Here is a 23,439-nt window from a genome sequence, read left to right as displayed (position 1 = left end):
CAGGCTTCAGCAGCTCAACTGCGTGGCGGGCGGCTTTTGTAAACGGGCAGTTGCCAGCCAAATAGCAGTGATCCCGCTCGAAGCGCCCAACAGATCAGTGCACAGGCCGTCAGTGCCACCAACTCTTCCAACCCGAGGCGGGCCACCAGAACAGCGGCCATTGCGCCTGCAAAGGCGCAGGACACGTACAGTTCCCCCTGTTTGAGAACCAGAGGCACCTCGTTGCAGACCACGTCGCGCATCAGACCACCCAAACAGCCGGTGCTGATACCCATCAAAACAACGATCACACCGGACTGATCCAGGGCAAGCGCAACGCCTGTACCGGCGGCGACGGCGATGGACAGGGCGAAACTGTCCAACCAAATCAGCCATCTATAGCGGCTTTCGACCAGATGCGCGGTAAAGAACACCAATACCGCCGCACCGACGGCAATCAGGATGTAATAGGGCTGCCCGACCCAGAAGACCGGGTGCCTGTCCAGCAAAAGGTCTCGCACCGTGCCGCCGCCAACGGCTGTCAAGCAGGCGATAAAGGCGAAGCCGACCAGATCCAGCTGCGCCCGGCTTGCCACCAGCGCGCCCGTCAGTGCAAAGACCAGAACCGAGGCGTAGTCCAGCAGCGCAAGGCCGCTCACGTCTTGGCCTTGTTCGGTTTGAAGGGCGCCATACCCGCGCGGGCCAATTCGTCGGCCTTTTCGTTTCCCGGGTGGCCTGCATGACCTTTGACCCATTCCCAGGTCACGTCATGCCGCGTCTGCGCTTCGTCCAGGCGCTGCCACAGGTCAACATTTTTCACCGGTTTCTTGTTCGAGGTTTTCCAGCCGTTCCGCTTCCAGCCGAAAATCCAGCCCGTCACCCCGTTTTTTACATAGGCGCTGTCGGTCACGATGGTGATTTTTGATGGGCGGTCCAGCGTCTCGAGCGCACTGATGGCGGCAAGAAGTTCCATCCGGTTGTTTGTTGTCTCGGCCTCGCCGCCGCTCAACTCGCGCTCTTTCAGAACGGAACCTCCATCCATCGCGCGCAGCAGCACGCCCCAGCCTCCAGGGCCGGGGTTGCCGGAACAGGCACCATCAGTATAGGCGAACAGCTCAGGCATGGCTTGCCAATCCGATCCAGTCCGACACTGATCCATCCAGCCCGGTTCCGCTGCCCAAGCGCCGGTCGGTTACGGTAAAGCCCGCCTCTTGCAGATAGGTCTTCAACTCGTCCTCGCTGTAATAACTGTAGTAGCGCCCGAGCCGGTCCGGCCCTTCGCCTTGTCCCAGTTTCATCGCGATATAGAATTGTCCGCCGGGTTTCAGCGCCCGACGGATCGCTGCAAGGTGGGTTGCAAAACTGGCGCGCGGGGCGTGCAAAAGGCTGAAATTGGCCCAGATACCGTCGTATTTGGCGACGGCATTCAGGTTCGAGAATGTGGCCTGCCAGGCGGTGACGCCAGCATGAGCCGACGCCAGCCGAACCATCTCGGCCGAGGCATCGACGGCATCAACTTTCAGCCCTGCCTGCGCCATCACTGCCGCCGATGCACCGGGGCCGCATCCCAGATCCAGCACGCGACCGCCGACGCTCAGGGCTTCGATAAAGCGGGTCAGCTGTGGGTCGCCGGTATTGTCCGCATCCGTCAGATCGGAGTAGCGGCTCGCCTGCGCGTCATAGACGGAAATGGTGTCACGATCACTCATAGATATACCCCGACCGAAAGACACAGAACCACAATTGAAGTCAGCAGGAGGCGCAGTTTCAACCACCAGCGCGGAGCCAGCCGCCAGTACCAGAACACGGCGTCCAACAGGAGGAGACCGACAAACCCAACGATCAGGTTGATGCCCGCGCTGACAGGTCCTCCGCCGGTCATGAAGAACGCCCACAAAGCAGGGAGAACCGACAGGGTATAGCACGTCGCGGCCTTGCTGCCCGAGGTTCTGGTCGCAAAACCCCATAGAATACCGGACATAAAGCTGAGGATCACGGCTCCGTAAAACAGCTGGACATAAGGCCCAACAAACCGTGGCCCCAGGGATCGTGCTCCCCACGCCTGCAAGTCAGTGTTCAAATAGGTCAGGGCGCCCCAGACAAACGGGATCAGACCTGCCAGCCCGAGAAAAAGCGGTGCCCGTGGCACGCCATTCATGCGGGTTCTCTCAGGACGCGGGGCACCTTGAACTCGACATTTTCGACGGCAGTTTCCACCAGTTCGACTGTGACGTCATAATGGGCGCGGAAGGCGTCGATGACTTCGTCGACCAGAACTTCCGGGGCCGAAGCGCCTGCGGTGATGGCGACGCTTGAGATCCCTTCCAGCGCGCGCCAATCGATTTCCGTGGCACGCTGCACCAACTGCGCATAATTGCACCCGGCGCGCGATGCGACCTCGACAAGTCGGCGCGAGTTGGACGAGTTCGGCGCGCCGACCACCAACAGGGCGTCTGACTTTGGGGCAACCGCCTTGACGGCCTCCTGTCGATTGGTCGTGGCGTAGCAGATGTCTTCCTTATGCGGCCCGACAATGGCAGGAAACCGTTTCTCGAGCGCTGTGATGATGTCCTTGGTGTCATCCACGGACAAGGTGGTCTGGGTGACGAAGGCCAGCTTTCCGGGATCGCGCACCTGCACCGCGGCCACGTCTTCGACGGTTTCGACCAGCAGAACCTCGCCTTCGGGCAGTTGCCCCATGGTGCCGACTGTTTCGGGATGCCCCTTGTGCCCGATCATGATCATCTGCAAACCCGCATCCGCGTGACGCTGGGCTTCGACATGGACCTTCGACACCAGCGGGCAGGTGGCATCGACATAAATCATTTGGCGTTTTGCGGCCGTCGCCGGCACGGATTTCGGCACTCCATGGGCGGAGAAGATCACCGGACGGTCGTCGGGACATTCGTCCAGCTCCTCGACGAACACGGCCCCTTTTGCACGCAGCCCGTCGACTACGAATTTGTTGTGCACGATCTCATGGCGCACATAGACAGGCGGCCCCCATTTCTGCAAGGCCATCTCCACGATCTTGATTGCGCGGTCCACGCCGGCGCAAAACCCGCGCGGGGCTGCAAGATAAAGTGTCAGTGGCGGCTTGGTCATACATCTGTCTCCTTGAGAGACAGGTAAGTCTTTTCATTGCCATGGTCCAGACAGCAACGCGTCATTTACCTGACATGAATCACTGCTATCAAATTGATGTTTGAGTACGAACCCATAGTTAAAGTAGCGCGGCCAGGATGAACAATCCTGACCGTGCTTTTTTCCCCCAAGGTGAGCTGTCGTGGGCTCAGAGCCCGCCGGCGGCTGCGACGCTGCGCGGTTCGGACGGCATCTCGCGCGGAGGACGGCCGATCACGTCGCGCAGATCCTCCAGTTCGATGAAGTTGTCGGCCTGGCGGCGCAACTCGTCCGAGATCATCGGCGGTTGGCTGCGGATGGTCGAAACGACCGAAACACGCACGCCCTGACGTTGCAGGCTGGCGATCAGCGGGCGAAAATCCCCATCGCCCGAGAACAGCACAATATGGTCGACCCGTGGCGCCAGTTCCATGGCATCAACGGTCAGTTCGATGTCCATGTTGCCTTTGACCTTCCGACGCCCCATCGCGTCAGTGTATTCCTTGGCCGGTTTTGTCACCATGGTGAAACCGTTGTAGTGCAACCAGTCTACCAGCGGGCGGATAGGGGAGTATTCGTCATTTTCCAGTAGCGCGGTGTAATAGAAAGCTCTAAGCAGTTTACCTCTGCGCATGAATTCCTGCCGCAGCAACTTGTAGTCTATGTCAAACCCCAGTGCTTTTGCGGCTGCGTAAAGATTCGAGCCATCGATGAACAGCGCTAGCCGTTCGTCCTTATAAAACATAAATAGGTCCTTCCGGTATAAACCATCGCGCCGTGTGATTCCGTGAGTGAGAAAAAAATGGTCAGCACAATGGTAAGCCTAAAATAGGTCTTTTGGGCTTAATCGCAAGTATTCTCTGCGCTGAATATAGGGGTAATAATGGCAAAAACTCAGTCAAAAGCCATCGTGGCTCTGGGGGCAAATCTCAGTTTGAGACATCAAGGGCCCAAGGTGACACTAGAGCAGGCTTTGGGCGCCATGGATAAGGCTGGTCTTGTGATTCGCGCGGCCAGCAGGTTCTTTGCCACGCCCTGTTTTCCCGCAGGGGCGGGACCGGATTACGTCAATTCTGCGGCCATGATTGAAGCGGATTTGACGCCGCAGGCTGTACTGCAGGTGCTGCATGAAATCGAGCATGAATTCGGCCGGGCTCGGGTTCAGCGTTGGGGGATGCGGACGCTGGATCTTGATCTGGTGTGCTGGGAAGATCGCGTGTTACCTGACCGCACGGAATACAATCGTTGGCGAACGCTTTCCAACGAAGACCAGATGCAGCAGGCACCGGATCAATTGGTCCTGCCGCATCCGCGTCTGCAGGACCGGGCGTTTGTTTTGGTTCCGATGGCCGATGTTGCGCCCGACTGGCTGCATCCTGTGTTGGGGAAGACAGTCACAGAGATGCTGGCAGCACTGCCGCCTAAGGATGTCGCCTCGGTGACGCCGCTGTGATCCTTGCATTTGCGGCATTTCCTGCTTGTCAAGGCGGGGAATCACGCTTAGATAAACCCCTTCTTGCCACGGATTCATTTACGGAGAGCGCCTCATGGCCCGCGTTACGGTCGAAGATTGTGTAGACAAGGTTCCGAACCGGTTCGAACTGGTGATGCTTGCCGCCCACCGGGCGCGCGAGATTTCCGCCGGTGCGGCGATCACCGTGGACCGCGACAACGACAAGAATCCCGTCGTGTCGCTGCGCGAAATTGCCGACGAAACCCAGAGCGCGGACGAACTGCGCGAACGCCTGATCGAGGCCAACCAGACCCAGATCGAGGTTGATGAGCCGGAAGAAGATCAGATGGCGCTGCTGATGGGTGCGGAGTCGGACAAGCCTGCCGATGACGATATGTCGGAAGAAAAGCTCCTGCGCGCTCTGATGGAGGCTCAAGGCCAGGGGTAATCCCCAAACACGAAGGTGCGGACCGGATGATATCTGCTGACGACCTGATTGCGCTGGTCCGCAACTACAACCCAAAGACAAATGCCGAGCGCATCGCAAAAGCCTATGAATTCGGCCAGCAGATGCACGATGGGCAGTTCCGCCATTCCGGCGAACCGTATTTCAGCCATCCGGTTGCCGTTGCTGCGATCCTGACCGAACAACGTCTGGACGATGCAACGATCATTACGGCCCTTCTTCACGACACGATTGAAGACACCAAAGCCAGCTACGGCAAAATCTCCGAACTGTTCGGGGAAGAGGTCGCCAAGCTGGTCGATGGCGTAACCAAGCTGACCAATCTGCAGCTGTCCAGTCGCGAAACCAAACAGGCCGAGAACTTCCGCAAGCTGTTCATGGCTATGTCAAAGGATCTGCGGGTCATTCTGGTCAAGCTTGCCGACCGTCTGCACAATATGCGCACGATCAAGGCGATGCGGCCTGAAAAACAGGTCGTGAAGGCGCGGGAAACGATGGACATCTACGCGCCGCTTGCGGGCCGTATGGGTATGCAGTGGATGCGGGAAGAGCTGGAGGACCTTGCTTTCCGCGTTCTGAACCCCGAAGGCCGCCAGTCGATCATTCGCCGCTTCATCACTCTGCAACGGGAAACTGGCGACGTGATCCATCGGATCACCGGCGACATGCGTCACGAACTGGATAAGGCCGGGATTGAGGCTGAGGTCTTTGGCCGCGCTAAGAAGCCTTATTCGATCTGGCGCAAGATGCAGGAGAAGGACCAGGGCTTCTCGCGCCTGTCGGACATCTATGGTTTCCGCATCATTACCGGATCTGAAGAGGATTGTTATCGCACCCTTGGTGCCATCCATCAGCGGTGGCGCGCGGTGCCGGGGCGCTTCAAAGATTACATCAGTCAGCCGAAATCCAACGGATACCGCTCGATCCACACTACGGTTTCGGGCCGTGACGGAAAACGGGTCGAAGTCCAGATTCGCACGCGTCAGATGCATGACGTGGCTGAAACCGGTGTTGCCGCGCATTGGTCTTATCGGGATGGTGTGCGCTCGGAAAACCCCTTTGCCGTCGACCCGGCCAAGTGGATTGCGAACCTGACAGAGCAATTCGACAGCGAGGATGATCACGAAGACTTCCTCGAAGCGGTCAAGCTGGAGATGTATTCGGACCAGGTGTTCTGCTTTACGCCAAAGGGCGACGTGGTGAAACTGCCGCGGGGGGCAACGCCGATTGACTTTGCTTACGCCATCCACACGCGTATCGGCCATGCATGTGTCGGGGCCAAGGTGGACGGTATTCGCGTGCCTTTGTGGACGCGGATCAAGAACGGACAATCCGTGGACATCATCACCGCTGACGGCCAGACGCCTCAGGTTACTTGGCTTGAGATCGCCGTTACAGGCAAGGCCAGGACAGCCATTCGCCGTGCTCTGCGTGAAGTAGACCGAGAGCGTTTCATCAAACTGGGTAAGGAGCTTGCCCGGTCGGGATTTGAACATGTTGGCCGCAAGGCAACCGACAAGGCATTGGAAACGGCTGCCAAACACCTGCGCCTCAAGGATCGTGATGAGTTGCTGGCGCGACTTGGCAGCGCAGAACTGACAGCGCACGATGTGGTCAGCGCGGTTTATCCTGAACTGACACAGGATGATGGGGACGCGATCCCCATGCGTCGCGCGGTGATCGGTCTGGAACCGGGGCAGAAGTTTGACCGCGCACCCTGTTGTCAGCCCCTGCCGGGCGAACGCATCGTCGGGATCACCTATCGCGGCAAAGGCGTGGTCGTACACGCCATCGATTGTGACCGGCTTACGGAATTCGAAAGCGAGCCGGATCGCTGGGTCGATCTGCATTGGCACTCGGGCACGCACCCGGCCATCTACGGTGCTACGCTGGACCTGACCATTGGCAACGACGCGGGTGTCCTGGGGCGTATTTGCACATTGATCGGTGAGAAAAAGGCCAATATCTCGAATCTTGAGTTTGTTGACCGCAAACCGGACTTTTACCGCCTGCTGATCAGCGTCGAACTGCGAGATCTGGAGCAGTTGCATTCCCTGATGCTGATGCTTGAGGCGGAAAGCGATGTGGCTGCGGTGGAACGGTATCGGGATCGGACGAAAGCCGCAGTGGCGGCAGGCTGAGAAAGGGTGATCAGGAGTGGTTTTCAAGCGCCGAGATCGACGCTCGCCTGTCCAGATCGCTTCGGAATTCGTGTATCCGCGTGGCGGCTGGACCCGCGCTTTTCACTACGTCAAACATCGGGTTCGGCGACTGCCAGATTCCCCTGAACGGATCGCGCGGGGCATTGGTGCAGGCGTATTTGCTGCGTTCACCCCGTTTTACGGCATGCATTTTGTTGTTGCCGCCGTGCTGGCCCGGTTGATCAACGGCAATATCCTGGCTGCGCTCAGCGGCACATTCTTCGGCAATCCGCTGACCTATGTGCCCATAGGGGTAATCTGCTTGCAGACCGGTCATTTCCTTTTAGGGACCAACTTTGAAAAGGGCGACACCCATGGGTTGATGGGAAAATTCGCCGATGCACTGGGTGATCTGAAGAACAATTTCCTGGCGATCTTCAGCGACCGTGTTGCGGACTGGCGCGGGCTCGAGGTGTTTTATCATGAGGTGTTTTTTCCCTACATGATCGGCGGGATCGTTCCGGGTATCGTGGCCGGGGTGATCTGCGCATATCTCAGCCTGCCATTGATCCGAACGTACCAGCAGCGCCGTCGCGCCAGGATCAAGGCAAAATTTGAGCAAATCAAACGTTTGGCGCAGGCAGAGGCTGCCGTTCCTGCGACAAACCCACTAGGCTCGGCCGAAGGGCCAAATAAGGATTCGAATGATGTCTGACCGCCACCTGCGACTTGGTGTGAATATCGATCACGTAGCCACCGTGCGTAACGCACGTGGCGGGGATTATCCAGATCCGTTGCGTGCCGCCAAACTCGCCGAAGAAGCCGGTGCTGACGGCATCACCGCGCACCTGCGCGAAGACCGCCGGCACATCTCGGACGCAGATATCGATGGTCTGATGGAGGTGCTTACCGTGCCTCTGAACTTTGAAATGGCGGCAACTCCAGAAATGCAAGAGATTGCCCTGCGCCACAAACCGCATGCCGTTTGCATCGTGCCGGAAAAGCGCGAGGAACGCACGACCGAAGGCGGGCTTGAAGTCGCGCGAGAAGAAAACAAGCTGGCCCATTTCATTGCGCCCCTGCGCGATGTCGGCTGCCGCGTGTCGATCTTCATCGCCGCCGACCAGCGCCAGATCGAGGCCGCCCATCGTATCGGGGCCGAGGTGATCGAGCTTCACACAGGCGCCTATTGTGACGCCTATGCCGAAGGCAAAATGGAAGAAGCCGCGCGGGAACTGGAAGCGCTGCGCGAGATGTCGGCCTTTGCCCACTCGCTGGGTCTTGAGGTTCACGCGGGTCACGGCCTGACCTATGAGACCGTAAAGCCCGTTGCGGCCTTCCCCGAGGTGAAAGAGCTGAACATCGGCCACTTTCTGATCGGCGAAGCGATCTTTCTGGGTCTGACCCCGGCCATCGCCGAGATGCGCCGTTTGATGGACGAGGCGCGGGCATGATCACACCCGGTTTCATTGCCATCTGGATTGCCTGGCTGATGGCCGGGGGCTCGCCCGGACCTGCGACGATGGGTATTGCCGGAACCGCGATGAACGAGGGCCGTCGAGCCGGATTGACTTTCGCACTGGGTATTTGTGCAGGGTCGGCCGCCTGGGGTATCGCCGCCGCCTTGGGATTGTCGGCCATCATGCTGGCTAATGTCTGGGTGTTCGAAGTGATCCGATATGTTGGTGTGGCCTATCTGGGCTGGCTGGCGTTCAAAGCGCTTCGCCGGGCAATGACTTCTGATGAGGTCGCGCTGGGCAGGCCGGCTACAGGTTCCGCCGGTACGATATTCGCCAAGGGCGCAGCCATTCACCTGACCAACCCGAAGGCGATCCTCAGCTGGGGTTCAATTTACGCCATCGTTGCGCCGAACGACGCCAGCCTGTCGATGCTGCTTGGCTATTTCGGCCTGCTTTATGCCGGATCCCTGCTGATCTTTATCGGTTACGCATTCCTGTTTTCGTCCGAGCGTATGGTAAGCGTCTATCGCCGCGCCCGCCGCTGGTTTGATCTCGCCTTTGCCGGGTTCTTTGGATTGGCGAGCTACAAGATACTGACGGTGCGGTTGGGATGATGAGCATGACATGAAACCCGCTTCGTCGTCGCCGATCGGAATGGAGGAAATGCTATGAAAGCAGTTGCTTACCGTGGCTTTGGCCCTGCTCCCGGCGTTTTGGAACTGATTGACTTGCCTGATCCAGTGGCTGGACCAGGAGAGGTTCTGGTGCAGGTTCATGCGACCGGTATAAACCCTTCGGACGTCAAGCTGCGGGGCGGCGCCCGACCCGGCGCAGTCATGCAATACCCCGTCATCATTCCACATTCTGACGGTGCCGGGGTGATCGAAGCCGTTGGTGATGGCGTCGATCCGGCGCGGGTTGGCGAACGTGTCTGGATCTGGAACGGCCAATGGCAACGCGCTTTTGGCACCGGTGCCGAGTTCATTGCGGTGCCGTCAGAACAAGCCGTTTTCTTGCCGACAACGACCAGTTTTACCGAAGCTGCGTGTTTCGGGATCCCGGCGATGACGGCATGGTATGCCTTGTATTGCGATGGCCCGATTGCAGATAAGACAATCCTGGTGACAGGGGGTGCTGGAACCGTTGGGCGGTATGCCTGCCAGATGGCCGCTTTGGGCGGCGCGCGGGTCATCACTACCGTAAGTTCCAAAGAAAAAGCCGCGCATTCCACCGCTTCCGAATGGGTGAATTATCGCACACAGAACGTCTCCGAAGCGGTGATGGACCTGACCGAAGGTGCGGGTGTTGATCGTATCGTGGAGGTGGATTTCGCCGCAAACCAGGATGCCTCGCAAGTGCTGATCCGACCGGGTGGGACGATAGCCAGCTACGCGTCGGCGTCCCAGATGCGCCCGGAACTCGATTTCTATGGGTTCATGTTCAAGAATATCAGCCTGCACATGCTAATCGTTTACCAGCTGGATGCAGTGGCGCGGCGCAAGGGCGAAGCTCAGTTACAACAGTGGCTGGAACAGAATGCACTGAAACATGCCGTTGTCGCGGCAGGACGGCTCGAAGATGCCGCCGCGGCGCATGAGCTGGTCGAAGCTGGGCAAAAGCTGGGAACCGTAGTGTTGGAGGTATGATATGATCCTCGGCATCGGCACAGACCTCGCGAATATCGACCGAATTCAGGGCACGCTCGACCGCTTTGGCGACCGGTTCCGTAACCGTGTTTTCACCGATATCGAGCAGCGCAAGGCTGAGAGGCGGCACGATTCCGCAGGCACCTACGCCAAGCGCTGGGCCGCGAAAGAGGCGTGCTCAAAGGCACTGGGAACCGGTCTGCGTATGGGCATCGCATGGAAGGACATGGCCGTTACCAACCTGCGCACCGGGCAGCCCGTCATGCATGTCACCGGTTGGGCCGCCGAACGTCTAAAAGAGATGACCCCTGAAGGGCATGAGGCGATCATCCACGTCACCCTGACAGATGATCACCCCTGGGCGCAGGCCTTCGTTGTGATCGAGGCGCGCCCGATCCAAGATAGCACCGCGCAGCCTTGACTTGCCCCCAGCCGACACGCATGTAGCACCCCAACGAAGCAAGGACTGGAGAGCAGTATGGCCGAGGAAGCCAAATCCGGAAGCGGGATCTGGGAGACGATCAAAACAATCGTCTACGCTCTGCTGATCGCAGGCGTATTCCGAACCCTGTTCTTTCAACCCTTCTGGATTCCCTCGGGTTCGATGAAGCAGACCCTGCTGATCGGGGATTTCCTGTTCGTCAACAAGATGGCCTATGGCTATTCCTACGCCTCATGCCCAAGCTTGATCATTCCCAGTGTCGGCCTGAATATCGATGCGGAAGATATCTGCGGCTGGATGCAGGGCGATGGCGACGGCCGCATCTGGGGTGGTGAGCCTGAACGCGGCGATGTGATCGTGTTCCGCCATCCGGTAACCGGGCGCGATTATATCAAGCGCCTGGTCGGTCTGCCGGGCGACCGCATCCAGATACGCGAGGGGCAGATCATCCTGAACGGCACTCCTGTGCCGCAGCAACCCGATGGCGTGTTCACCGAGATTGCCGAGCCGCAGGGCCCGCAGGGCCTGCGCCCGCGTTGCGAAAATGGCCCGGTCGGCATGGGCGGTGTCTGCGAGAAGTCCCGGCTAATCGAAACTCTGCCCAACGGTGTGTCTTACGATGTCCTAAACATCGGCAACCAGGGGTCTGACAACACGGGTGTCTACACCGTACCCGAAGGTCATTATTTCTTTATGGGCGACAACCGCGATAATTCTGCGGACAGTCGCCTGCCGCAATCCGCCGGTGGCGTTGGGTTCGTGCCGTATCAGAACCTGATTGGCCGTGCGGACCGGATCATGTTCTCGTCTGCGGGCCGTTCGATGCTGTTCTTCTGGACCTGGCGCGGCGACCGTTTCTTCAAGGCGGTCAATTGAAGCTTTCGGCTGAAATAAAGGCGTTCCAGCACAGATTGGGGTACGAATTCGACAACCCCGCTTTGCTGGTGCGGGCGTTAACACATGGGTCGGTGTCTTCCCCAACTCGTCCCGACAATCAGCGGCTGGAGTTTCTGGGCGACCGGGTGTTGGGTCTGGTGATGGCCACCGCATTGCTGGAGGCCGACAAGAATGCGTCCGAAGGCCAACTGGCCCCCCGTTTCAACGCTTTGGTCCGCAAGGAAACCTGCGCGGACGTAGCGCGCCAAATCGATCTGGGGGCGGTACTGAAACTGGGCCGGTCCGAGATGTTGTCGGGCGGTCGCCGCAAACAGGCCCTTCTGGGTGACGCGATGGAGGCGGTTATTGCCGCCGTCTACCGCGATGCCGGATTCGAAGCCGCGCGCGATGTGATCCTCCGGCTCTGGGGTGAACGGATACATAACGTCGAGGCTGATGCACGCGACGCCAAAACGTCATTGCAGGAATGGGCGCAAGCTCGTGGCCAGAAGCCACCCAGCTACATTGAAGTCAAACGCAGCGGTCCAGATCACGCCCCTGTTTTCACTATCGCTGCCCGATTGCAGGACGGCACCGAAGCGCAGGCCACCGCCGGATCGAAACGGCAGGCCGAGCAAGCCGCCGCCAAGGCGCTGTTGGAGCAGTTGGGCTGACCCGCGCCCGATAAAGCTGACCGATGAAGATAAGGCCTGCCTGCAAATCGGATGCCGCCAGTCTTGCCGCACTTTCCATAGAGGTCTGGGTCGGGACGTATTTGCGGCAGGGTGTCAGCTCGATTTTTGCCGAATACGTGCTGTCGGAATTCACGGCCGCCCGGTTTGAGAGCTTGGTCGAAAGTTCAAATGATTTCATTGCGGTGTCCGAGAATTGTGACGGTATCGACGGCTTCATTCACGTGACCGAGGGTAGCATCGCGCCGGTCGCAGGGATGTCTGACGTGGAAATTGCAACTTTCTACGTACAACCGCGCCACCACGGAAAGGGCATCGGCAAAACGCTGTTGCAACAGGCCGTGGATCATTGCCGGGATATCGGCCAAAGATCTGTCTGGTTGACGACAAACTCTCAGAACGCTCCGGCGATTGAATTCTACCTGGCCCAAGGGTTTCGGCGGGTCGGAACCACGGATTTCCGAATTCATGAACAGGCATACCCAAACGACGTGTTGGCGTTATCCTTGGAGACGTCCAAGTAGGTCGGGGCTCAGGCCACGCGGATAAAACCCGTCAGCCCAGTCTTCTGATGTTCAATCACGTGGCAGTGAAACGCCCAATCGCCGGGATTGTCCGCAACCAGTGCAATCTCGACGATCTCGTCCTTGAGCAGAAGCATCGTGTCCGTCATCAGCGGAGGCAGGCGGCGCAGGTTTGATTTCAGCGGCAGGAACGCCAGCCCGTGCAGATGGATCGGATGCAGATTGGGGGATTCATTCCGCAGGCGCAGAACATAGCTTTTGCCCATTTCCAACGTAGCCAGTGGACCGACACCCTGTGCCGCATCGCCGGGCCATGGTTTGCGGTTGATAGACCAGAAATTGTACCCCAGCGATCCACAAAATCCGTTTTTCGGTTCACCTCCCTCTGGCGTCCAGCCAAAGACGAACTCATGCACGTCCGCCTTCGCCAGATCCGGTTTGATCACTGGATTTGCCGGCAAAGGTCGCAGCTCATGCAGCTCGCGCGACGCGGATACGCCAACTGCGCGCAATTGAGCCATGGCGCGATGCGACTGGCCGGGCAATTTGGCCATAAGGTCGACGGTCTGCCCCTCGTCTGACGGCATCACCACCGCAAAATCCACCCTTTGGCCGGGTGCAACCAGCAAAGGGTCGTCGGCGCTGGGCATGGGAAGGTCGATTTCGACCGGATGACCATCCCACGCAATGATCCGAGCCTCGGCACCCTCAAGATGGAGCTTGTAGATGCGCGTCGTGTCTGTGTTCACCACCCTCAGACGGACCAATCCACCGGCGTCATGGTCATAGATCGGTTTAATCAACCAGTTCGCGGTCTGCAGATTGCCAAACGTACCGGCTCGCGCCGCGCCCCGCGCTGTATATGCGGGCAAGAACTGATCATTTTCATCCAGTCGGAAGTCACGCAGGTTGACGACCTGATCGCTGTCGAAACCGGGGTCTTCAACCTCGGCAATCACCATAACACCGGTGAAGCCGCAGGCCATCTGGTCCATGGTCATGCAATGCGGGTGATACCAATATGTACCCGCATCAGGCGGTGTGAACTCGTACTCGAACAGCTCACCTTCTCCTATCGGCATTTGCGTCAGATAAGGCACCCCGTCCATTTCATTGGCGATACGCATCCCGTGCCAATGCATCGCTGTGTAGTCCGAGGTCGCGTTTCGGACCGGTAGCCGCATTGCCTTTCCTTGCCGACCAAATAGGACCGGAGGCGGCGCATCCGGCGACAGGCTGACCATCCCGGTCGTAACCTGTTCCCGCAAAGCAAAGCTGGAGGGTTGTATCACCAGCTCCTGCGTATTCCCGGCCAGGCCAAAACCGCCCAGACCCAATACACCTGCTGCGGCACCGCTGCCGACAAGAAACTCACGGCGTTTCATAACCTGCCTCATGTTTTGGGTAATCGCCTGGCTGGGTCTGGCTCGGCGCCTGGCATTCCTGCCATTGTTGACGCATGGCTGCAATGCGACAAATCCCTCTGGCCCGCCGCGGCGTTCTGCGATAGGGGTGTCGACTTGTAAACAGGATCGCATTGAACATGACCACACGCGCCGGATTTATCGCCCTGATCGGTGAGCCCAACGCAGGCAAATCCACTCTTCTGAACCGCATGGTCGGGGCCAAGGTCTCGATCGTGACGCATAAGGTGCAAACCACACGCGCCCGCATCCGCGGCGTGGCGATGGAAGGTGATGCGCAACTGGTCTTCGTTGATACGCCGGGTCTTTTCAAACCCCGTCGCCGTTTGGACCGCGCCATGGTCGCGGCAGCCTGGGGCGGGGCTGCGGATGCTGATATCGTCGTGCTGTTGGTCGAGGCGCATCGCGGGATCACGGAAGGTGTCGAACGCATCCTCGAAGGTCTGGACGAGATTGGGCAGGGGCGCAGGATCGCGCTGGCGATCAACAAGATCGACAGGGTTCCGTCCGAGGCGCTTTTGACTCTGACCAGTGACCTGAACGCGCGTTATCCCTTTGCCGAAACCTTCATGATCTCGGCCGAAAAGGGTTATGGTGTCGAGGACCTGCGCAAATGGCTGGCCTCTGAACTGCCCGAAGGGCCTTGGCTCTACCCCGAAGATCAGATCGCAGATCTGCCTCTGCGCATGATCGCCGCAGAGATGACACGCGAGAAACTGACGCTGCGGCTGCATCAGGAACTGCCCTATCAACTGACGGTCGAGACCGAAAGCTGGGAGGAACGCAAAGACGGTTCGGCCAAGATCGATCAGGTCATCTATGTCATGCGCGATGGACACAAGGGCATCGTTCTGGGTAAGCGCGGCGAGACGATCAAGGCAGTTAGCCAAGCCGCACGGGCTGAGCTGGAAGAATTCCTCGACCGGAAAATCCACCTGTTCCTGCAAGTGAAGGTCAGGCCCAACTGGCTCGAAGAATCCGAGCGCTATTCGGAAATGGGCCTGGATTTCAAAGACGGCAACGCATGAGCCGCCTGACGGCTGAATTCTGGGTGCACGCTTATCTGGCGCGGTTGCGATTTCAGGAAATCCCGGCATTTGTCGTGACTCACGGAGATGACACGGCTGGTGCGGTTCTGGTCAAGCTCAACACTCTGGACGGGCAGGCCGTCGCGTTCCAGCGCAGTTTCGACCTGATGAGCGGCGAGCGGAAATGGGTTGAGCTCTCTGGCGGCCCCGAAGCCGAGGTTGACGACGCCATCCAACGTCAGCGCAGCTTTGACCCCGACCTCTGGGTGATTGAGGTCGAGGACCGGCAGGGACGGCATCTGTTGGGGGAAGAGGGGCTGGACTAGCTCTACCACCCGCTTGTTTTTGCTTTGACATCATGCCCAACTGCGTTGGGCGCGCCTCCTGCAAATTCCCGAACCTTGACGGCAAAGGTTTTGAAATACGGCTGCGACTGCACGTGCGCCAGTGTTTCGGCACTGTCCCACCGACCCCAATGAAACCGGGATTTTCCATCATCGGCGACGGCAACCTGATACGTGAATTTACCGGCGGCATCCGGATCAGCTTCGATGGCCGCAATGAAGGCACTGGTTGTAGCCTGCCAGTCGGCTTCGTCGCCATCGAAGCTGTAGGTAATGGTGATTCCTCGCATGATGGCCTCCTATTTAACGATACTGTTAATTAATGAATATCAAGGGGCCATTGTCAAGTTGGTGATCGTCGGGCGCCTTTCCGGTTAGAAGGTGGTGGTCCTGAACAGCAGGTGACTGGCGGGCATTTTCGCGGCGTCAAAGAACGTGGATTTCATGGCTGCGCTGCCGCACGAAATCGTGGACGCCCTGCACGGCGTGATGGAAATCGCGGTGCCGAACGTGCTGAATGTTCCGCAATTTCATTGTCCTACTGACCCATTGCAAATGGAATACCCCGGCAGCTGCCGAAGGAACTATATGGCTCTACAGGGATAGGTCGAGCGGGTTCAACTCCTCTCCGTGCCGGCGTGCAGTTGGCAAGCGCATCTGCCCATTCAGATGCGGGCGAGCCTCCCGAACTGTTTCTCCTCCCCTTTTCGTCGGGACCTGAATTTGAAGGAATAAAGATGATGGAAGAAAGACATTCGGCCCGGTGACGGTGGAACATCTGAATGACCGGGGCCACCGCCCGGTAAGAAGTTCCCGGTCCTGATGGCCCGCGCGAATGAGATGCGGACCAAACGGTTTGGGGCGGTACGCATACGGCAGATGCCTGAGGCGAGACCCCACTGACCGCTGCAACCCTAGTGCTGCGTCAGCACAGAGAAGTGGCGCTTCACGCAATTACCGACGCAACGCACTCGGATGAAAAGGACAACATCTCGAAAGCTCAGGAAACCACGACTGCTCCGATGCAGCCTCCGACTGTCGGGGTGTCTTCCATCATGCCGGATTCCTGCCTGGACGGGCCGGTTGGTGCAAAACCAGTTGGTGTTGTCGCTGTGGCGCGTAATGCGATCCATTCGGCGATGCACGCGGTTGATATCTGTTGCGCATAACGACCACTGATCTGGGAGAGGCTGATCCCAGTGCAGTTTTGCATGCCGCACAGACGGTGACGCAATTTGGACCGGGCGGACGCGCTCGGGGGGGGTAAGAGGTTCACAACCACGCTGAAGCTGCTGGATGCGTTCCGCGAAAACCCGTTTGTGACAACCCTAGATCACTGCGCATGGTGCCGGTCGGAACCATTCACGGTCTGAACACAATCGCCGGATGGGGTCGGTGACAACCGAGCAGAAGTTGAAAGCCCAAACCGAATGGCTGATATCCGGTTCTATGCCGGCCCAGTAGATGCGGCAGAGCCGCCCTTCAGCTACTAATCCGCAGAGAGCGTCGTGTCACAGATATGGTCCTACGAAATTGCCGAGATCGAGGATTATGTCGACCCGTATGGATGCATCATGGCCGGAGATGTTCCGCCGTTCTGGAAAAACAGAATGAAGGGGCGGCGACAGCCGAATTGCTCCGCCGCGAAAGCCGTCGCAAATAAATGGAAAGCTGGGGTCGCGCGCAAATCAGCAAGTTTGCGCGCGATAAATTTCTTGAAATGATTCATTTTAGGTTCAAATATGCGAATGCGACACGAATTTTGTATTACCTCTGTTGTGTCGCGGCCCGCTGGACCGGTTGGGCCGCCTCCCGACTATCTTAGTGAGTGGTGATAGTCGGGAGGCTTTTTGCTGAAGTTCTAAGACAAGATCGACAGGTGCGGGGGCGGTTTAGCGGCCCCGGTCAATTTGAATAGTCGAGCAGGGCAACGTCGAACGCTTTGTAAGCGCTTTCGCAGCTCGAGGAATCCCGTCGACCTGCCTTCTTTCTTTGGTGAACACTTGGAGTGAGCCTGCCCTCTCAGGCTTCATCAGCTTCAGCAACAATAACACCAATTCTATTGAAGACTCACTTCTGAGCCTTTGCTGTTCGAAACAGCAGAATAAACACGAAAACTGATCCGATCGATGTCGTCACAATCCCTACAGGCAGTTCCTGCGGCGCAAGCAGTAACCTGCTGAGGATGTCCGATCCCGTCAGCAGCGCTGCGCCGACAATCGCAGCGGTTGGTAGAAGTTGGCTGTGCAATGTTCCGGCGATACCTCTTGCGATGTGCGGTACCATCAAGCCGACAAAACCAATCACTCCTGCGACCGAGACGAACACTGCTGTTGCAAGGGCGGCCGTGAAGAACATGCGGAACCGCAGGCCCTGCACCGGTACACCAAGCGTCGCGGCCGTCAGATCGCCTGTCAGCAATGCGTCCAACCAGCGGCTGCGATACAGCGAATAGGTCAGGATCAACACCAGACCGGCGCAAACCAGTGGGAAGGTCTCCCAACGGGCCAGGCCCAGCCCACCAAGCATCCAGAAGATGACCGAATGGGCCGCGCGGCTATCGCCTGCGAATATCAGATAATTGGTGATGGCGGAGAACAGGAAAGACACCGCAAGCCCTGCGAGGATCAGCTTTTCCGGCGCGCTTGTACGCAGCCCATGCACCAGCGCCAGCACGATCCCGGACGCTACGAGCCCCCCGCAGAAGGCGGCCAGCGGCAAGGTCCAGAACCCCAAAATATCACCGGTTACTGTGATGACAAACACGGCCCCGGCTGCGGCGCCCGAGGACAGGCCGAAAAGAAACGGGTCGGCCAGATCGTTGCGCGTTGTGGTTTGCAGGACCACGCCAACGATCCCCAGCCCAGCTCCGATCACCGCAGCGAACATTGCGCGCGGCAGACGCAGGTCGAACACGATCCGATGAAGAGGCGTCATTTCTCCGTTGGCTAGCCCGGTTCCCAAAAGAACCGCGTTGAACGCGTCTGCCGCGGGGATAGGTGTGGTGCCGTAGATGGTTGAAATCAGCAAGAGGGCGGTCAATACGACCGCCCCCAGCAGAAGTGTCAGGCCCAATCGGCCCATGTTAGTTGAGGACGGGGTGCATGGCCTGCACCATCTTCGAGATCGCCTCGATATTTGCCGGTCCCGGGGTCAATTCCTCGTACCGTAGGCCAATCCAGCGCTCATTTTTCACTGCATCCGTCTGAGACATCACCGGATGATCTTGCAGGAATTTGAACGTATCCGCCGCGCCGTTGCCAGTTTGATAGTCGAGCAGCACGAGGAATTCAGGGTTGGCAGCGGCTACCGCCTCCCACGAGGTGCGGCCCCAGCTTGTGTCCATGTCATGAGTGACGTTCTCGCCACCAGCGGCAGCAATCATCGCGTCGGGGATGGCGAACTTACCAGCAGTAAAGGGTGCGTCCGCCGGCCCGTCCAGCAGGAAGACACGCGGCTTGGGAAGATCGGCCGTCTGCGCCTCGATCGCGGCGAGTTCATCTTTCCAGCCGCTCACCAACGCCTCGGCCTTATCTTCGACATGCATGACCTTGCCCAGACGCAAAACATCATCGAACAGCAGGTTCATACTGGCTTCGGGGCGGTCCTTGTCCAGATGCACGCAGCTTTCGGACAGGATCATCGTCTTGATGCCAAACGGCTCAAGCGTGTCCGGGGTCACGTCGCCGCCGGGCTTCATGCCGTAATACCAGCCTGCAAAGAACAGGTCGGGTTCGACCGCCACGAGGTTTTCAACAGTTGGGTATTTCGGCGCAAGCTCTGGGATGTCACCGCGCAGCGTGTCGAATTCCGGGCTGGTCTTGTACCATCCGGTGATGCCGGTAAGGCCGACGATCTTGTCCTGCAGACCCAGTGCAAAGGCCATGTCGGTCATGTTCATGTCGTGCACGACCAGGCGTTCGGGTTGCGACTCAAACACAAGCGGCTCGCCGCAATTGTCGACGGTGACCTCATGCGCGGCAGCGCCGCCAGCCATGGCTGTCATCAGCGCCACAGACCAGATGTTCTTCATTTCAGAGTTTTCCTTTTCTTAAGTAGAAACAGTGGTTTTTCGGATATCCAATGCCGGGATCACGCGCCCTTCATGGTGAAAGCACAGGTAATCGACGCCGAATGTGTCGCGAACCCGTTCAGGGGTCAGCACTTCGGCGACCGGTCCAAAACCGGTCAGCCGTGCGGATTTCATCAACGCCACATGCGTGGCAAATTCCGGGATCATCACCAGATCGTGGACGATCATGACCACCGTTATGCCCAGTTCGGCAACCAGAGACAGCATGCGCCCCTTGGCGTCGGGATCGAGGTGGTTGGTGGGTTCGTCCAGAAACAGCAAGGACGGATTCTGAGCCAGCGCGCGGGCGATATGAGCTCTTTGACGTTCGCCTCCCGACAACACTGCCATGCGTTTGTCTGCCAATGCGCCGAGGCCCGTCAGGTCCAGAATTCTGGACAGCTCTGCTGCATGCTCCTCTGCTGAACGATCTGGCCAGATCGGAATCTGGCCCAAGGCGACGTAATCTCGCAAAAACAACCTGCCATCCGGAAGCTCCTGCTGGCTGACAACGGCGATCATGCGGGCCCGCTCTTTGGCGGGCATATGTTTGAGACTACGCCCATTGACCTGAACATCGCCCAAACCAATCTCAACGGTTCCGCACAACAGGTTCAGAAGAGTTGTCTTTCCTGCCCCATTTGGGCCGGCGATTGCCAGAATCGCACCCTCGTCCAGCTCGAACGAGGCGCCTTGCAGCAGCACGTCACCGTTGAGCGCATAGTATTCGAGATCACGCGCAGCCAGAAAGGTCGAGGTCGTCATGAGGGCTCCTCCAATCGGATCCGGGGCAAGCGAGAAAGAGTTTTTGAAAATAACGGGCGCGGTCGGTCCGTGGCGTTGGTCCACCCATCCACGCTGTCGCGATATTGGTGTGCAAACTCGGCCAGCGCTTCCACCTCTTGCGGCGTTTGAATGCTGCCGAAGAGGTATTGCGCTTTGTCGACAGCCTGAAACCCGACGGTCGTTGGCTGTGCGCAGCCCGCCATGCAAGCAACGGTGCGAACAGCAAATCCCTCAGGAAGCCTGCCAGTCAGCGCGTTTCGAATAGCGTCAACTGGCAATTCCCCGCCACAAGTCGAGCATATCAGAAGGAAATGATCAGGTGTCTCTGGCATTGCCCGCTCCGCTTGTTGCCAAGCGTGGACAGAAGGTGCCGTTCAGGTAAACACGTATCGAACGTGCCATCAAAGCCTCCTTCCAGGACGCCCCGCCCCGGGTTGGTTGAACATCTGATGGCAGGTCTCCTGACTTGCGGGTCGATGCTTGGCCATCCTTCCCGGTCTCAAGGACCAGTGGCTGTTTGGCGTCGCTCGCCGCTTACAGTTGCGGGGGCAGTCACGGAATTGGCGCCAAATGGCAGACCTCACCGTATTCCCTTTTCATCCCTTGGGTGGACCATCGGGAACCATCACGCGTTTGAGTGCCCGAGAACGCAGGTTGCGTCAATATGGAACTTTTGAAAACACGATTTGCTGGGTGGGAAGTAATCTGTGAACCGCCAGGCAGCTAATCGTACTGGTGCAACATTGGAAATAGGCGATTGGACCCCTGCGCCGATCTAAGAACCGACCGGCGCAGGGTTAGTTGTCATACGAAGCTGACGCCGCTGCTGATCATTGGCAATTCCGTCACCCGCGGACCGGTCGCGGCGATGGCGTTGGCCAGTGCCGGAGCGGACGGCGGGGTGCCGGGTTCACCAACTCCGGTGGGCATTTCGGCGGAAGGTACGATATGAACTTCGATTGCGCCGATATCGCCGATTCTCAACGGCTCGAAATCGGGAAAGTTGGACTGGTCTACGACACCATCCGTCAGGGTTATTTCGTCCCGCATCACATGACCGATACCATACCCGATGCCACCTTCCATCTGTGCCTTGATCACGTCCGGGTTGACTGCAAGTCCGCAGTCGATGGCGCAGGTTACCTTCTCGATCTTCACCCCGTCATCGGCGTTGCCGGATATTTCCACGACTTCGGCCGCGTAGCTGCCAAAGCTTTTGTGAACGGCAATGCCCTGGTTGCGTCCCTCGGGCGCGTTGCCCCAGTTGCCCTTTTCCGCCGCCAATTTTAGCACACCGGCCAATCGCTTCTGATCATTGCCGCTGCCTTCCAGCAGGGCCAGGCGGAACTCAACCGGATCGCGACCTGCGGCACGGGCGGCTTCGTCCATCATGGTCTCCATGACGTAGGCCGTGTGGGTATGTCCGACCGAGCGCCACCAGAGAACAGATGTGGCCTTTGCCACATCGCTTAGACCGATGAACTGCCCCGGGATTTGATAGGGGTTCTCGGTCACGCCTTCGACCGAGCTGTGGTCCACGCCGTTGTGCACGATCAGGCTTTCGAACGCGGTGCCTTTCATGATCGACTGGGCGGCGATGCGGTGATCCCAGCCGGCGATGTTTCCATTTGCGTCCAGACCCACACGCACTTTATGCGCCACGGCGGGGCGGTAGTACCCACCGGTGATGTCATCCTCACGCGACCAGACCAGTTTTACGGGTCGCGAGCGGTCGGTAATCGCAAAGGCAAGCGCGGCTTCGACCTGATAGTCCGCTGTTGGTGTTGCGCGCCGCCCAAATGAGCCGCCTGCGAACACCGTGTTGATACGGATCATTTCCATTGGCAACTGAAAGATCTCGGCAAGTGCGAAATGCGGTCCGGTCGGCATCTGGGCCCCGTCATGCAGGGTGATGCCGCCGTCTTCGTTGGCTTCGATGGTACAGGTCAACGGTTCCATCGGAGCGTGTGCCAGCAGGGGGAAATAGAAGGTCTGCTCGACGACATTGTCTGCACCGTCAATCAACGCTGCTGTGGTTGTTTGGTCCGCACCTGTAACGTTGTACTCGGGATCACTGTTAACCGCGGCCAATAGCTGTTCGCGGATTTCGCCCGAGTCGCGGTTCTCGGCATTGGAGAAATCCCAATCAACGGTTATTGCCTCGCGTGCCTGAAAAGCGGCCCAGGTGGTTTCGGCGTAAACGGCAACGCCTGCCTTGTTGGGCAGGACTGCGGAACGGATGTAACCTTTGATTTCTCTGGCCGCCCCCTCGTCAAACCCGGAAGCGAGGCCGCCCATGCACGGACTACGGGCGATGACGACAACCATCTGATCCGGCAGGTGCAGATCCATCGCGTAAATCGCAGTGCCATTGATCTTGGGAGGAGAATCCTTGCGTCTGACCGCAGCATTGCCGATCAGACGAAACTCGCTGGGGTCTTTCAGGCGCGGCTCGGCCGGGGGGTCGATTTTCGCCGCAGCGGCTACAAATTCCGCAATGGGTGCCTGCCGCCCCACACCTAAGATGATGCCGTTTTCGATCGTCAACGAATTGGAGTCAGCGCCCCAGGCTTCAGCAGCGGCCCGGAGCAGCATGTCGCGCGCCGCAGCGCCGGCTTGGCGGTACTGCATGAATGAATTGGCCATTGCGGTGGACCCGCCGGTGCCCTGAAACTGTCCAAACGCCAGATTGGCATAGCGCGAAGGGTCCGACGGCGCGAATTCGTACTGGATGTCCTCGATCGACACACCCAGCTCTTCGGCGATCAGGGTGGTGAGGCCGGTCGCCGGTCCCTGACCTTTTTCGAAGTGCTTTACGATGGCAGTGACGGTGCCGTCGGCGTCAATCTTCACAAACGGGTTTAACTGCGCGGGCGCGGAACCGGCGGCCAGCGTACCATCCGGGCGAGCGCCAACATAGAGAACGGCGGCAGCGGCGGCAGCGGATTTCAGGAAGCCACGGCGTGAGGTTTTAAGGGTCATG

27 protein-coding genes and 1 riboswitch are annotated in these 23,439 nt (G+C 58.7%); of the genes, 14 read left to right on the top strand and 13 right to left on the bottom strand.

Going from position 1 to position 23,439, the window contains the following annotated elements; genetic code table 11:
• Positions 1-14: 14 nt before the first annotated feature.
• The 6 genes from AC2TDJ_RS12960 to AC2TDJ_RS12935 all read right to left on the bottom strand — a co-directional run bounded on the left by AC2TDJ_RS12960 (position 15) and on the right by AC2TDJ_RS12935 (position 3,847).
• The gene (locus AC2TDJ_RS12960) at positions 15-638 is read right to left on the bottom strand and encodes a trimeric intracellular cation channel family protein (RefSeq protein WP_480842827.1); all 624 of its coding nucleotides are present in this window, start codon (positions 636-638) and stop codon (positions 15-17) included.
• Positions 635-1,102 (bottom strand): ribonuclease HI, encoded by a 468-nt coding sequence (rnhA, locus tag AC2TDJ_RS12955; RefSeq protein WP_480842826.1) that lies wholly within the window; start codon positions 1,100-1,102, stop codon positions 635-637. The genes AC2TDJ_RS12960 and rnhA overlap by 4 nt, the downstream gene beginning before the upstream one ends.
• Entirely contained in the window at positions 1,095-1,688 is a 594-nt protein-coding gene (locus AC2TDJ_RS12950) for a class I SAM-dependent methyltransferase (RefSeq protein ID WP_480842824.1), read from the bottom strand. Before AC2TDJ_RS12950 ends, rnhA begins: the two co-directional genes overlap by 8 nt.
• A complete protein-coding gene (locus tag AC2TDJ_RS12945; RefSeq protein ID WP_480842822.1) occupies positions 1,685-2,137 on the bottom strand; it encodes a DUF3429 domain-containing protein in 453 nt (150 codons plus the stop codon). Before AC2TDJ_RS12945 ends, AC2TDJ_RS12950 begins: the two co-directional genes overlap by 4 nt.
• Positions 2,134-3,084: a 4-hydroxy-3-methylbut-2-enyl diphosphate reductase gene (gene ispH, locus AC2TDJ_RS12940; protein ID WP_480842820.1), complete on the bottom strand. Its 951-nt coding sequence runs from the start codon at positions 3,082-3,084 to the stop codon at positions 2,134-2,136. Before ispH ends, AC2TDJ_RS12945 begins: the two co-directional genes overlap by 4 nt.
• 187 nt (positions 3,085-3,271) lie before the next feature.
• Positions 3,272-3,847, bottom strand: a complete 576-nt coding sequence (locus tag AC2TDJ_RS12935; protein ID WP_424832641.1) for a LabA-like NYN domain-containing protein — start codon at positions 3,845-3,847, stop codon at positions 3,272-3,274.
• A 138-nt stretch (positions 3,848-3,985) separates the two neighbouring features.
• Between AC2TDJ_RS12935 and folK the strand changes: the two genes are divergently transcribed.
• The 11 genes from folK (at position 3,986) to AC2TDJ_RS12880 (ending at position 12,802) form a co-directional block, all read left to right on the top strand.
• Positions 3,986-4,555, top strand: coding sequence for a 2-amino-4-hydroxy-6-hydroxymethyldihydropteridine diphosphokinase (gene folK / locus AC2TDJ_RS12930; protein WP_480842818.1), 570 nt, complete (start codon positions 3,986-3,988; stop codon positions 4,553-4,555).
• A gap of 94 nt (positions 4,556-4,649) precedes the next feature.
• Positions 4,650-5,003, top strand: coding sequence for a DNA-directed RNA polymerase subunit omega (gene rpoZ, locus AC2TDJ_RS12925; protein WP_155142277.1), 354 nt, complete (start codon positions 4,650-4,652; stop codon positions 5,001-5,003).
• 26 nt (positions 5,004-5,029) lie between these two features.
• Complete coding sequence (locus AC2TDJ_RS12920; protein WP_480842816.1) at positions 5,030-7,162, top strand: RelA/SpoT family protein; 2,133 nt, start codon at positions 5,030-5,032, stop codon at positions 7,160-7,162.
• 16 nt (positions 7,163-7,178) lie between these two features.
• Positions 7,179-7,877: a DUF2062 domain-containing protein gene (locus AC2TDJ_RS12915; protein WP_480842814.1), complete on the top strand. Its 699-nt coding sequence runs from the start codon at positions 7,179-7,181 to the stop codon at positions 7,875-7,877.
• Positions 7,870-8,616: a pyridoxine 5'-phosphate synthase gene (locus AC2TDJ_RS12910; protein ID WP_480842812.1), complete on the top strand. Its 747-nt coding sequence runs from the start codon at positions 7,870-7,872 to the stop codon at positions 8,614-8,616. Before AC2TDJ_RS12915 ends, AC2TDJ_RS12910 begins: the two co-directional genes overlap by 8 nt.
• Entirely contained in the window at positions 8,613-9,236 is a 624-nt protein-coding gene (locus AC2TDJ_RS12905; RefSeq protein WP_480842810.1) for a LysE family translocator, read from the top strand. Before AC2TDJ_RS12910 ends, AC2TDJ_RS12905 begins: the two co-directional genes overlap by 4 nt.
• Before the next feature lie 54 nt (positions 9,237-9,290).
• Complete coding sequence (locus AC2TDJ_RS12900; RefSeq protein ID WP_480842808.1) at positions 9,291-10,268, top strand: NADPH:quinone reductase; 978 nt, start codon at positions 9,291-9,293, stop codon at positions 10,266-10,268.
• Position 10,269: 1 nt separating this feature from the next.
• Complete coding sequence (acpS, locus tag AC2TDJ_RS12895; RefSeq protein WP_480842806.1) at positions 10,270-10,689, top strand: holo-ACP synthase; 420 nt, start codon at positions 10,270-10,272, stop codon at positions 10,687-10,689.
• A gap of 57 nt (positions 10,690-10,746) precedes the next feature.
• The gene (lepB, locus tag AC2TDJ_RS12890) at positions 10,747-11,586 is read left to right on the top strand and encodes a signal peptidase I (RefSeq protein ID WP_480842804.1); all 840 of its coding nucleotides are present in this window, start codon (positions 10,747-10,749) and stop codon (positions 11,584-11,586) included.
• On the top strand, positions 11,583-12,260 hold the full coding sequence (gene rnc, locus AC2TDJ_RS12885) for a ribonuclease III (protein ID WP_480842802.1): 678 nt from the start codon (positions 11,583-11,585) through the stop codon (positions 12,258-12,260). Before lepB ends, rnc begins: the two co-directional genes overlap by 4 nt.
• A gap of 23 nt (positions 12,261-12,283) precedes the next feature.
• Positions 12,284-12,802: an N-acetyltransferase family protein gene (locus tag AC2TDJ_RS12880; RefSeq protein WP_480842800.1), complete on the top strand. Its 519-nt coding sequence runs from the start codon at positions 12,284-12,286 to the stop codon at positions 12,800-12,802.
• Between the two features lie 8 nt (positions 12,803-12,810).
• Here AC2TDJ_RS12880 and AC2TDJ_RS12875 read toward each other — a convergent pair whose 3' ends face one another.
• The gene (locus AC2TDJ_RS12875; RefSeq protein WP_480842798.1) at positions 12,811-14,187 is read right to left on the bottom strand and encodes a multicopper oxidase family protein; all 1,377 of its coding nucleotides are present in this window, start codon (positions 14,185-14,187) and stop codon (positions 12,811-12,813) included.
• Between the two features lie 158 nt (positions 14,188-14,345).
• Here AC2TDJ_RS12875 and era point away from each other — a divergent pair, with 158 nt between their 5' ends.
• Both era and AC2TDJ_RS12865 read left to right on the top strand, forming a co-directional pair.
• Positions 14,346-15,254, top strand: a complete 909-nt coding sequence (era, locus tag AC2TDJ_RS12870) for a GTPase Era (protein WP_480842796.1) — start codon at positions 14,346-14,348, stop codon at positions 15,252-15,254.
• Complete coding sequence (locus tag AC2TDJ_RS12865) at positions 15,251-15,580, top strand: DUF1491 family protein (RefSeq protein WP_480842794.1); 330 nt, start codon at positions 15,251-15,253, stop codon at positions 15,578-15,580. Before era ends, AC2TDJ_RS12865 begins: the two co-directional genes overlap by 4 nt.
• Before the next feature lie 2 nt (positions 15,581-15,582).
• On the opposite strand, the gene AC2TDJ_RS12860 is transcribed toward AC2TDJ_RS12865, so the two are convergent.
• Positions 15,583-15,888 carry a hypothetical protein gene (locus AC2TDJ_RS12860; protein WP_480842792.1) on the bottom strand — a complete coding sequence of 102 codons (306 nt, stop codon included), beginning with the start codon at positions 15,886-15,888 and terminating at the stop codon, positions 15,583-15,585.
• Positions 15,889-16,515: 627 nt separating this feature from the next.
• On the opposite strand from AC2TDJ_RS12860, the gene AC2TDJ_RS12855 reads away from it, so the two are divergent.
• Complete coding sequence (locus AC2TDJ_RS12855) at positions 16,516-16,767, top strand: hypothetical protein (protein WP_480842790.1); 252 nt, start codon at positions 16,516-16,518, stop codon at positions 16,765-16,767.
• A gap of 901 nt (positions 16,768-17,668) precedes the next feature.
• Here AC2TDJ_RS12855 and AC2TDJ_RS12850 read toward each other — a convergent pair.
• From AC2TDJ_RS12850 to AC2TDJ_RS12830, 5 genes are all read right to left on the bottom strand, one after another.
• On the bottom strand, positions 17,669-18,682 hold the full coding sequence (locus AC2TDJ_RS12850; RefSeq protein WP_480842788.1) for a FecCD family ABC transporter permease: 1,014 nt from the start codon (positions 18,680-18,682) through the stop codon (positions 17,669-17,671).
• A 1-nt stretch (position 18,683) separates the two neighbouring features.
• Positions 18,684-19,631 (bottom strand): ABC transporter substrate-binding protein, encoded by a 948-nt coding sequence (locus tag AC2TDJ_RS12845; RefSeq protein WP_480842786.1) that lies wholly within the window; start codon positions 19,629-19,631, stop codon positions 18,684-18,686.
• A gap of 18 nt (positions 19,632-19,649) precedes the next feature.
• Positions 19,650-20,435 (bottom strand): ABC transporter ATP-binding protein, encoded by a 786-nt coding sequence (locus AC2TDJ_RS12840; protein WP_480842784.1) that lies wholly within the window; start codon positions 20,433-20,435, stop codon positions 19,650-19,652.
• The gene (locus AC2TDJ_RS12835) at positions 20,432-20,788 is read right to left on the bottom strand and encodes a DUF1636 family protein (protein WP_480842782.1); all 357 of its coding nucleotides are present in this window, start codon (positions 20,786-20,788) and stop codon (positions 20,432-20,434) included. The genes AC2TDJ_RS12840 and AC2TDJ_RS12835 overlap by 4 nt, the downstream gene beginning before the upstream one ends.
• Positions 20,789-20,890: 102 nt before the next feature.
• Positions 20,891-21,098, bottom strand: a riboswitch (cobalamin riboswitch).
• Positions 21,099-21,260: 162 nt separating this feature from the next.
• A complete protein-coding gene (locus tag AC2TDJ_RS12830; RefSeq protein ID WP_480842781.1) occupies positions 21,261-23,438 on the bottom strand; it encodes a xanthine dehydrogenase family protein molybdopterin-binding subunit in 2,178 nt (725 codons plus the stop codon).
• Position 23,439: the final 1 nt, after the last annotated feature.

This window comes from Ruegeria sp. HKCCD6647-2, from assembly GCF_057221075.1.
Note: the sequence above shows the minus strand (reverse complement) of the source record. Positions and strands in the feature narration are given on the sequence as shown.

Bases quoted from the DNA above. Each gene is read 5' to 3' on its own strand.
- AC2TDJ_RS12860 (WP_480842792.1), bottom strand. From the start codon at position 15,888: ATGCGAGGAATCACCATTACCTACAGCTTCGATGGCGACGAAGCCGAC.
- folK (WP_480842818.1), top strand. From the start codon at position 3,986: ATGGCAAAAACTCAGTCAAAAGCCATCGTGGCTCTGGGGGCAAATCTC.
- AC2TDJ_RS12910 (WP_480842812.1), top strand. From the start codon at position 7,870: ATGTCTGACCGCCACCTGCGACTTGGTGTGAATATCGATCACGTAGCC.
- lepB (WP_480842804.1), top strand. From the start codon at position 10,747: ATGGCCGAGGAAGCCAAATCCGGAAGCGGGATCTGGGAGACGATCAAA.
- AC2TDJ_RS12920 (WP_480842816.1), top strand. From the start codon at position 5,030: ATGATATCTGCTGACGACCTGATTGCGCTGGTCCGCAACTACAACCCA.
- AC2TDJ_RS12875 (WP_480842798.1), bottom strand. From the start codon at position 14,187: ATGAAACGCCGTGAGTTTCTTGTCGGCAGCGGTGCCGCAGCAGGTGTA.
- AC2TDJ_RS12905 (WP_480842810.1), top strand. From the start codon at position 8,613: ATGATCACACCCGGTTTCATTGCCATCTGGATTGCCTGGCTGATGGCC.
- rnhA (WP_480842826.1), bottom strand. From the start codon at position 1,102: ATGCCTGAGCTGTTCGCCTATACTGATGGTGCCTGTTCCGGCAACCCC.
- acpS (WP_480842806.1), top strand. From the start codon at position 10,270: ATGATCCTCGGCATCGGCACAGACCTCGCGAATATCGACCGAATTCAG.
- AC2TDJ_RS12850 (WP_480842788.1), bottom strand. From the start codon at position 18,682: ATGGGCCGATTGGGCCTGACACTTCTGCTGGGGGCGGTCGTATTGACC.
- ispH (WP_480842820.1), bottom strand. From the start codon at position 3,084: ATGACCAAGCCGCCACTGACACTTTATCTTGCAGCCCCGCGCGGGTTT.
- era (WP_480842796.1), top strand. From the start codon at position 14,346: ATGACCACACGCGCCGGATTTATCGCCCTGATCGGTGAGCCCAACGCA.
- AC2TDJ_RS12950 (WP_480842824.1), bottom strand. From the start codon at position 1,688: ATGAGTGATCGTGACACCATTTCCGTCTATGACGCGCAGGCGAGCCGC.
- AC2TDJ_RS12845 (WP_480842786.1), bottom strand. From the start codon at position 19,631: ATGAAGAACATCTGGTCTGTGGCGCTGATGACAGCCATGGCTGGCGGC.
- AC2TDJ_RS12840 (WP_480842784.1), bottom strand. From the start codon at position 20,435: ATGACGACCTCGACCTTTCTGGCTGCGCGTGATCTCGAATACTATGCG.
- AC2TDJ_RS12880 (WP_480842800.1), top strand. From the start codon at position 12,284: ATGAAGATAAGGCCTGCCTGCAAATCGGATGCCGCCAGTCTTGCCGCA.
- AC2TDJ_RS12835 (WP_480842782.1), bottom strand. From the start codon at position 20,788: ATGCCAGAGACACCTGATCATTTCCTTCTGATATGCTCGACTTGTGGC.
- AC2TDJ_RS12935 (WP_424832641.1), bottom strand. From the start codon at position 3,847: ATGTTTTATAAGGACGAACGGCTAGCGCTGTTCATCGATGGCTCGAAT.
- AC2TDJ_RS12900 (WP_480842808.1), top strand. From the start codon at position 9,291: ATGAAAGCAGTTGCTTACCGTGGCTTTGGCCCTGCTCCCGGCGTTTTG.
- rpoZ (WP_155142277.1), top strand. From the start codon at position 4,650: ATGGCCCGCGTTACGGTCGAAGATTGTGTAGACAAGGTTCCGAACCGG.
- AC2TDJ_RS12830 (WP_480842781.1), bottom strand. From the start codon at position 23,438: ATGACCCTTAAAACCTCACGCCGTGGCTTCCTGAAATCCGCTGCCGCC.
- AC2TDJ_RS12865 (WP_480842794.1), top strand. From the start codon at position 15,251: ATGAGCCGCCTGACGGCTGAATTCTGGGTGCACGCTTATCTGGCGCGG.
- AC2TDJ_RS12945 (WP_480842822.1), bottom strand. From the start codon at position 2,137: ATGAATGGCGTGCCACGGGCACCGCTTTTTCTCGGGCTGGCAGGTCTG.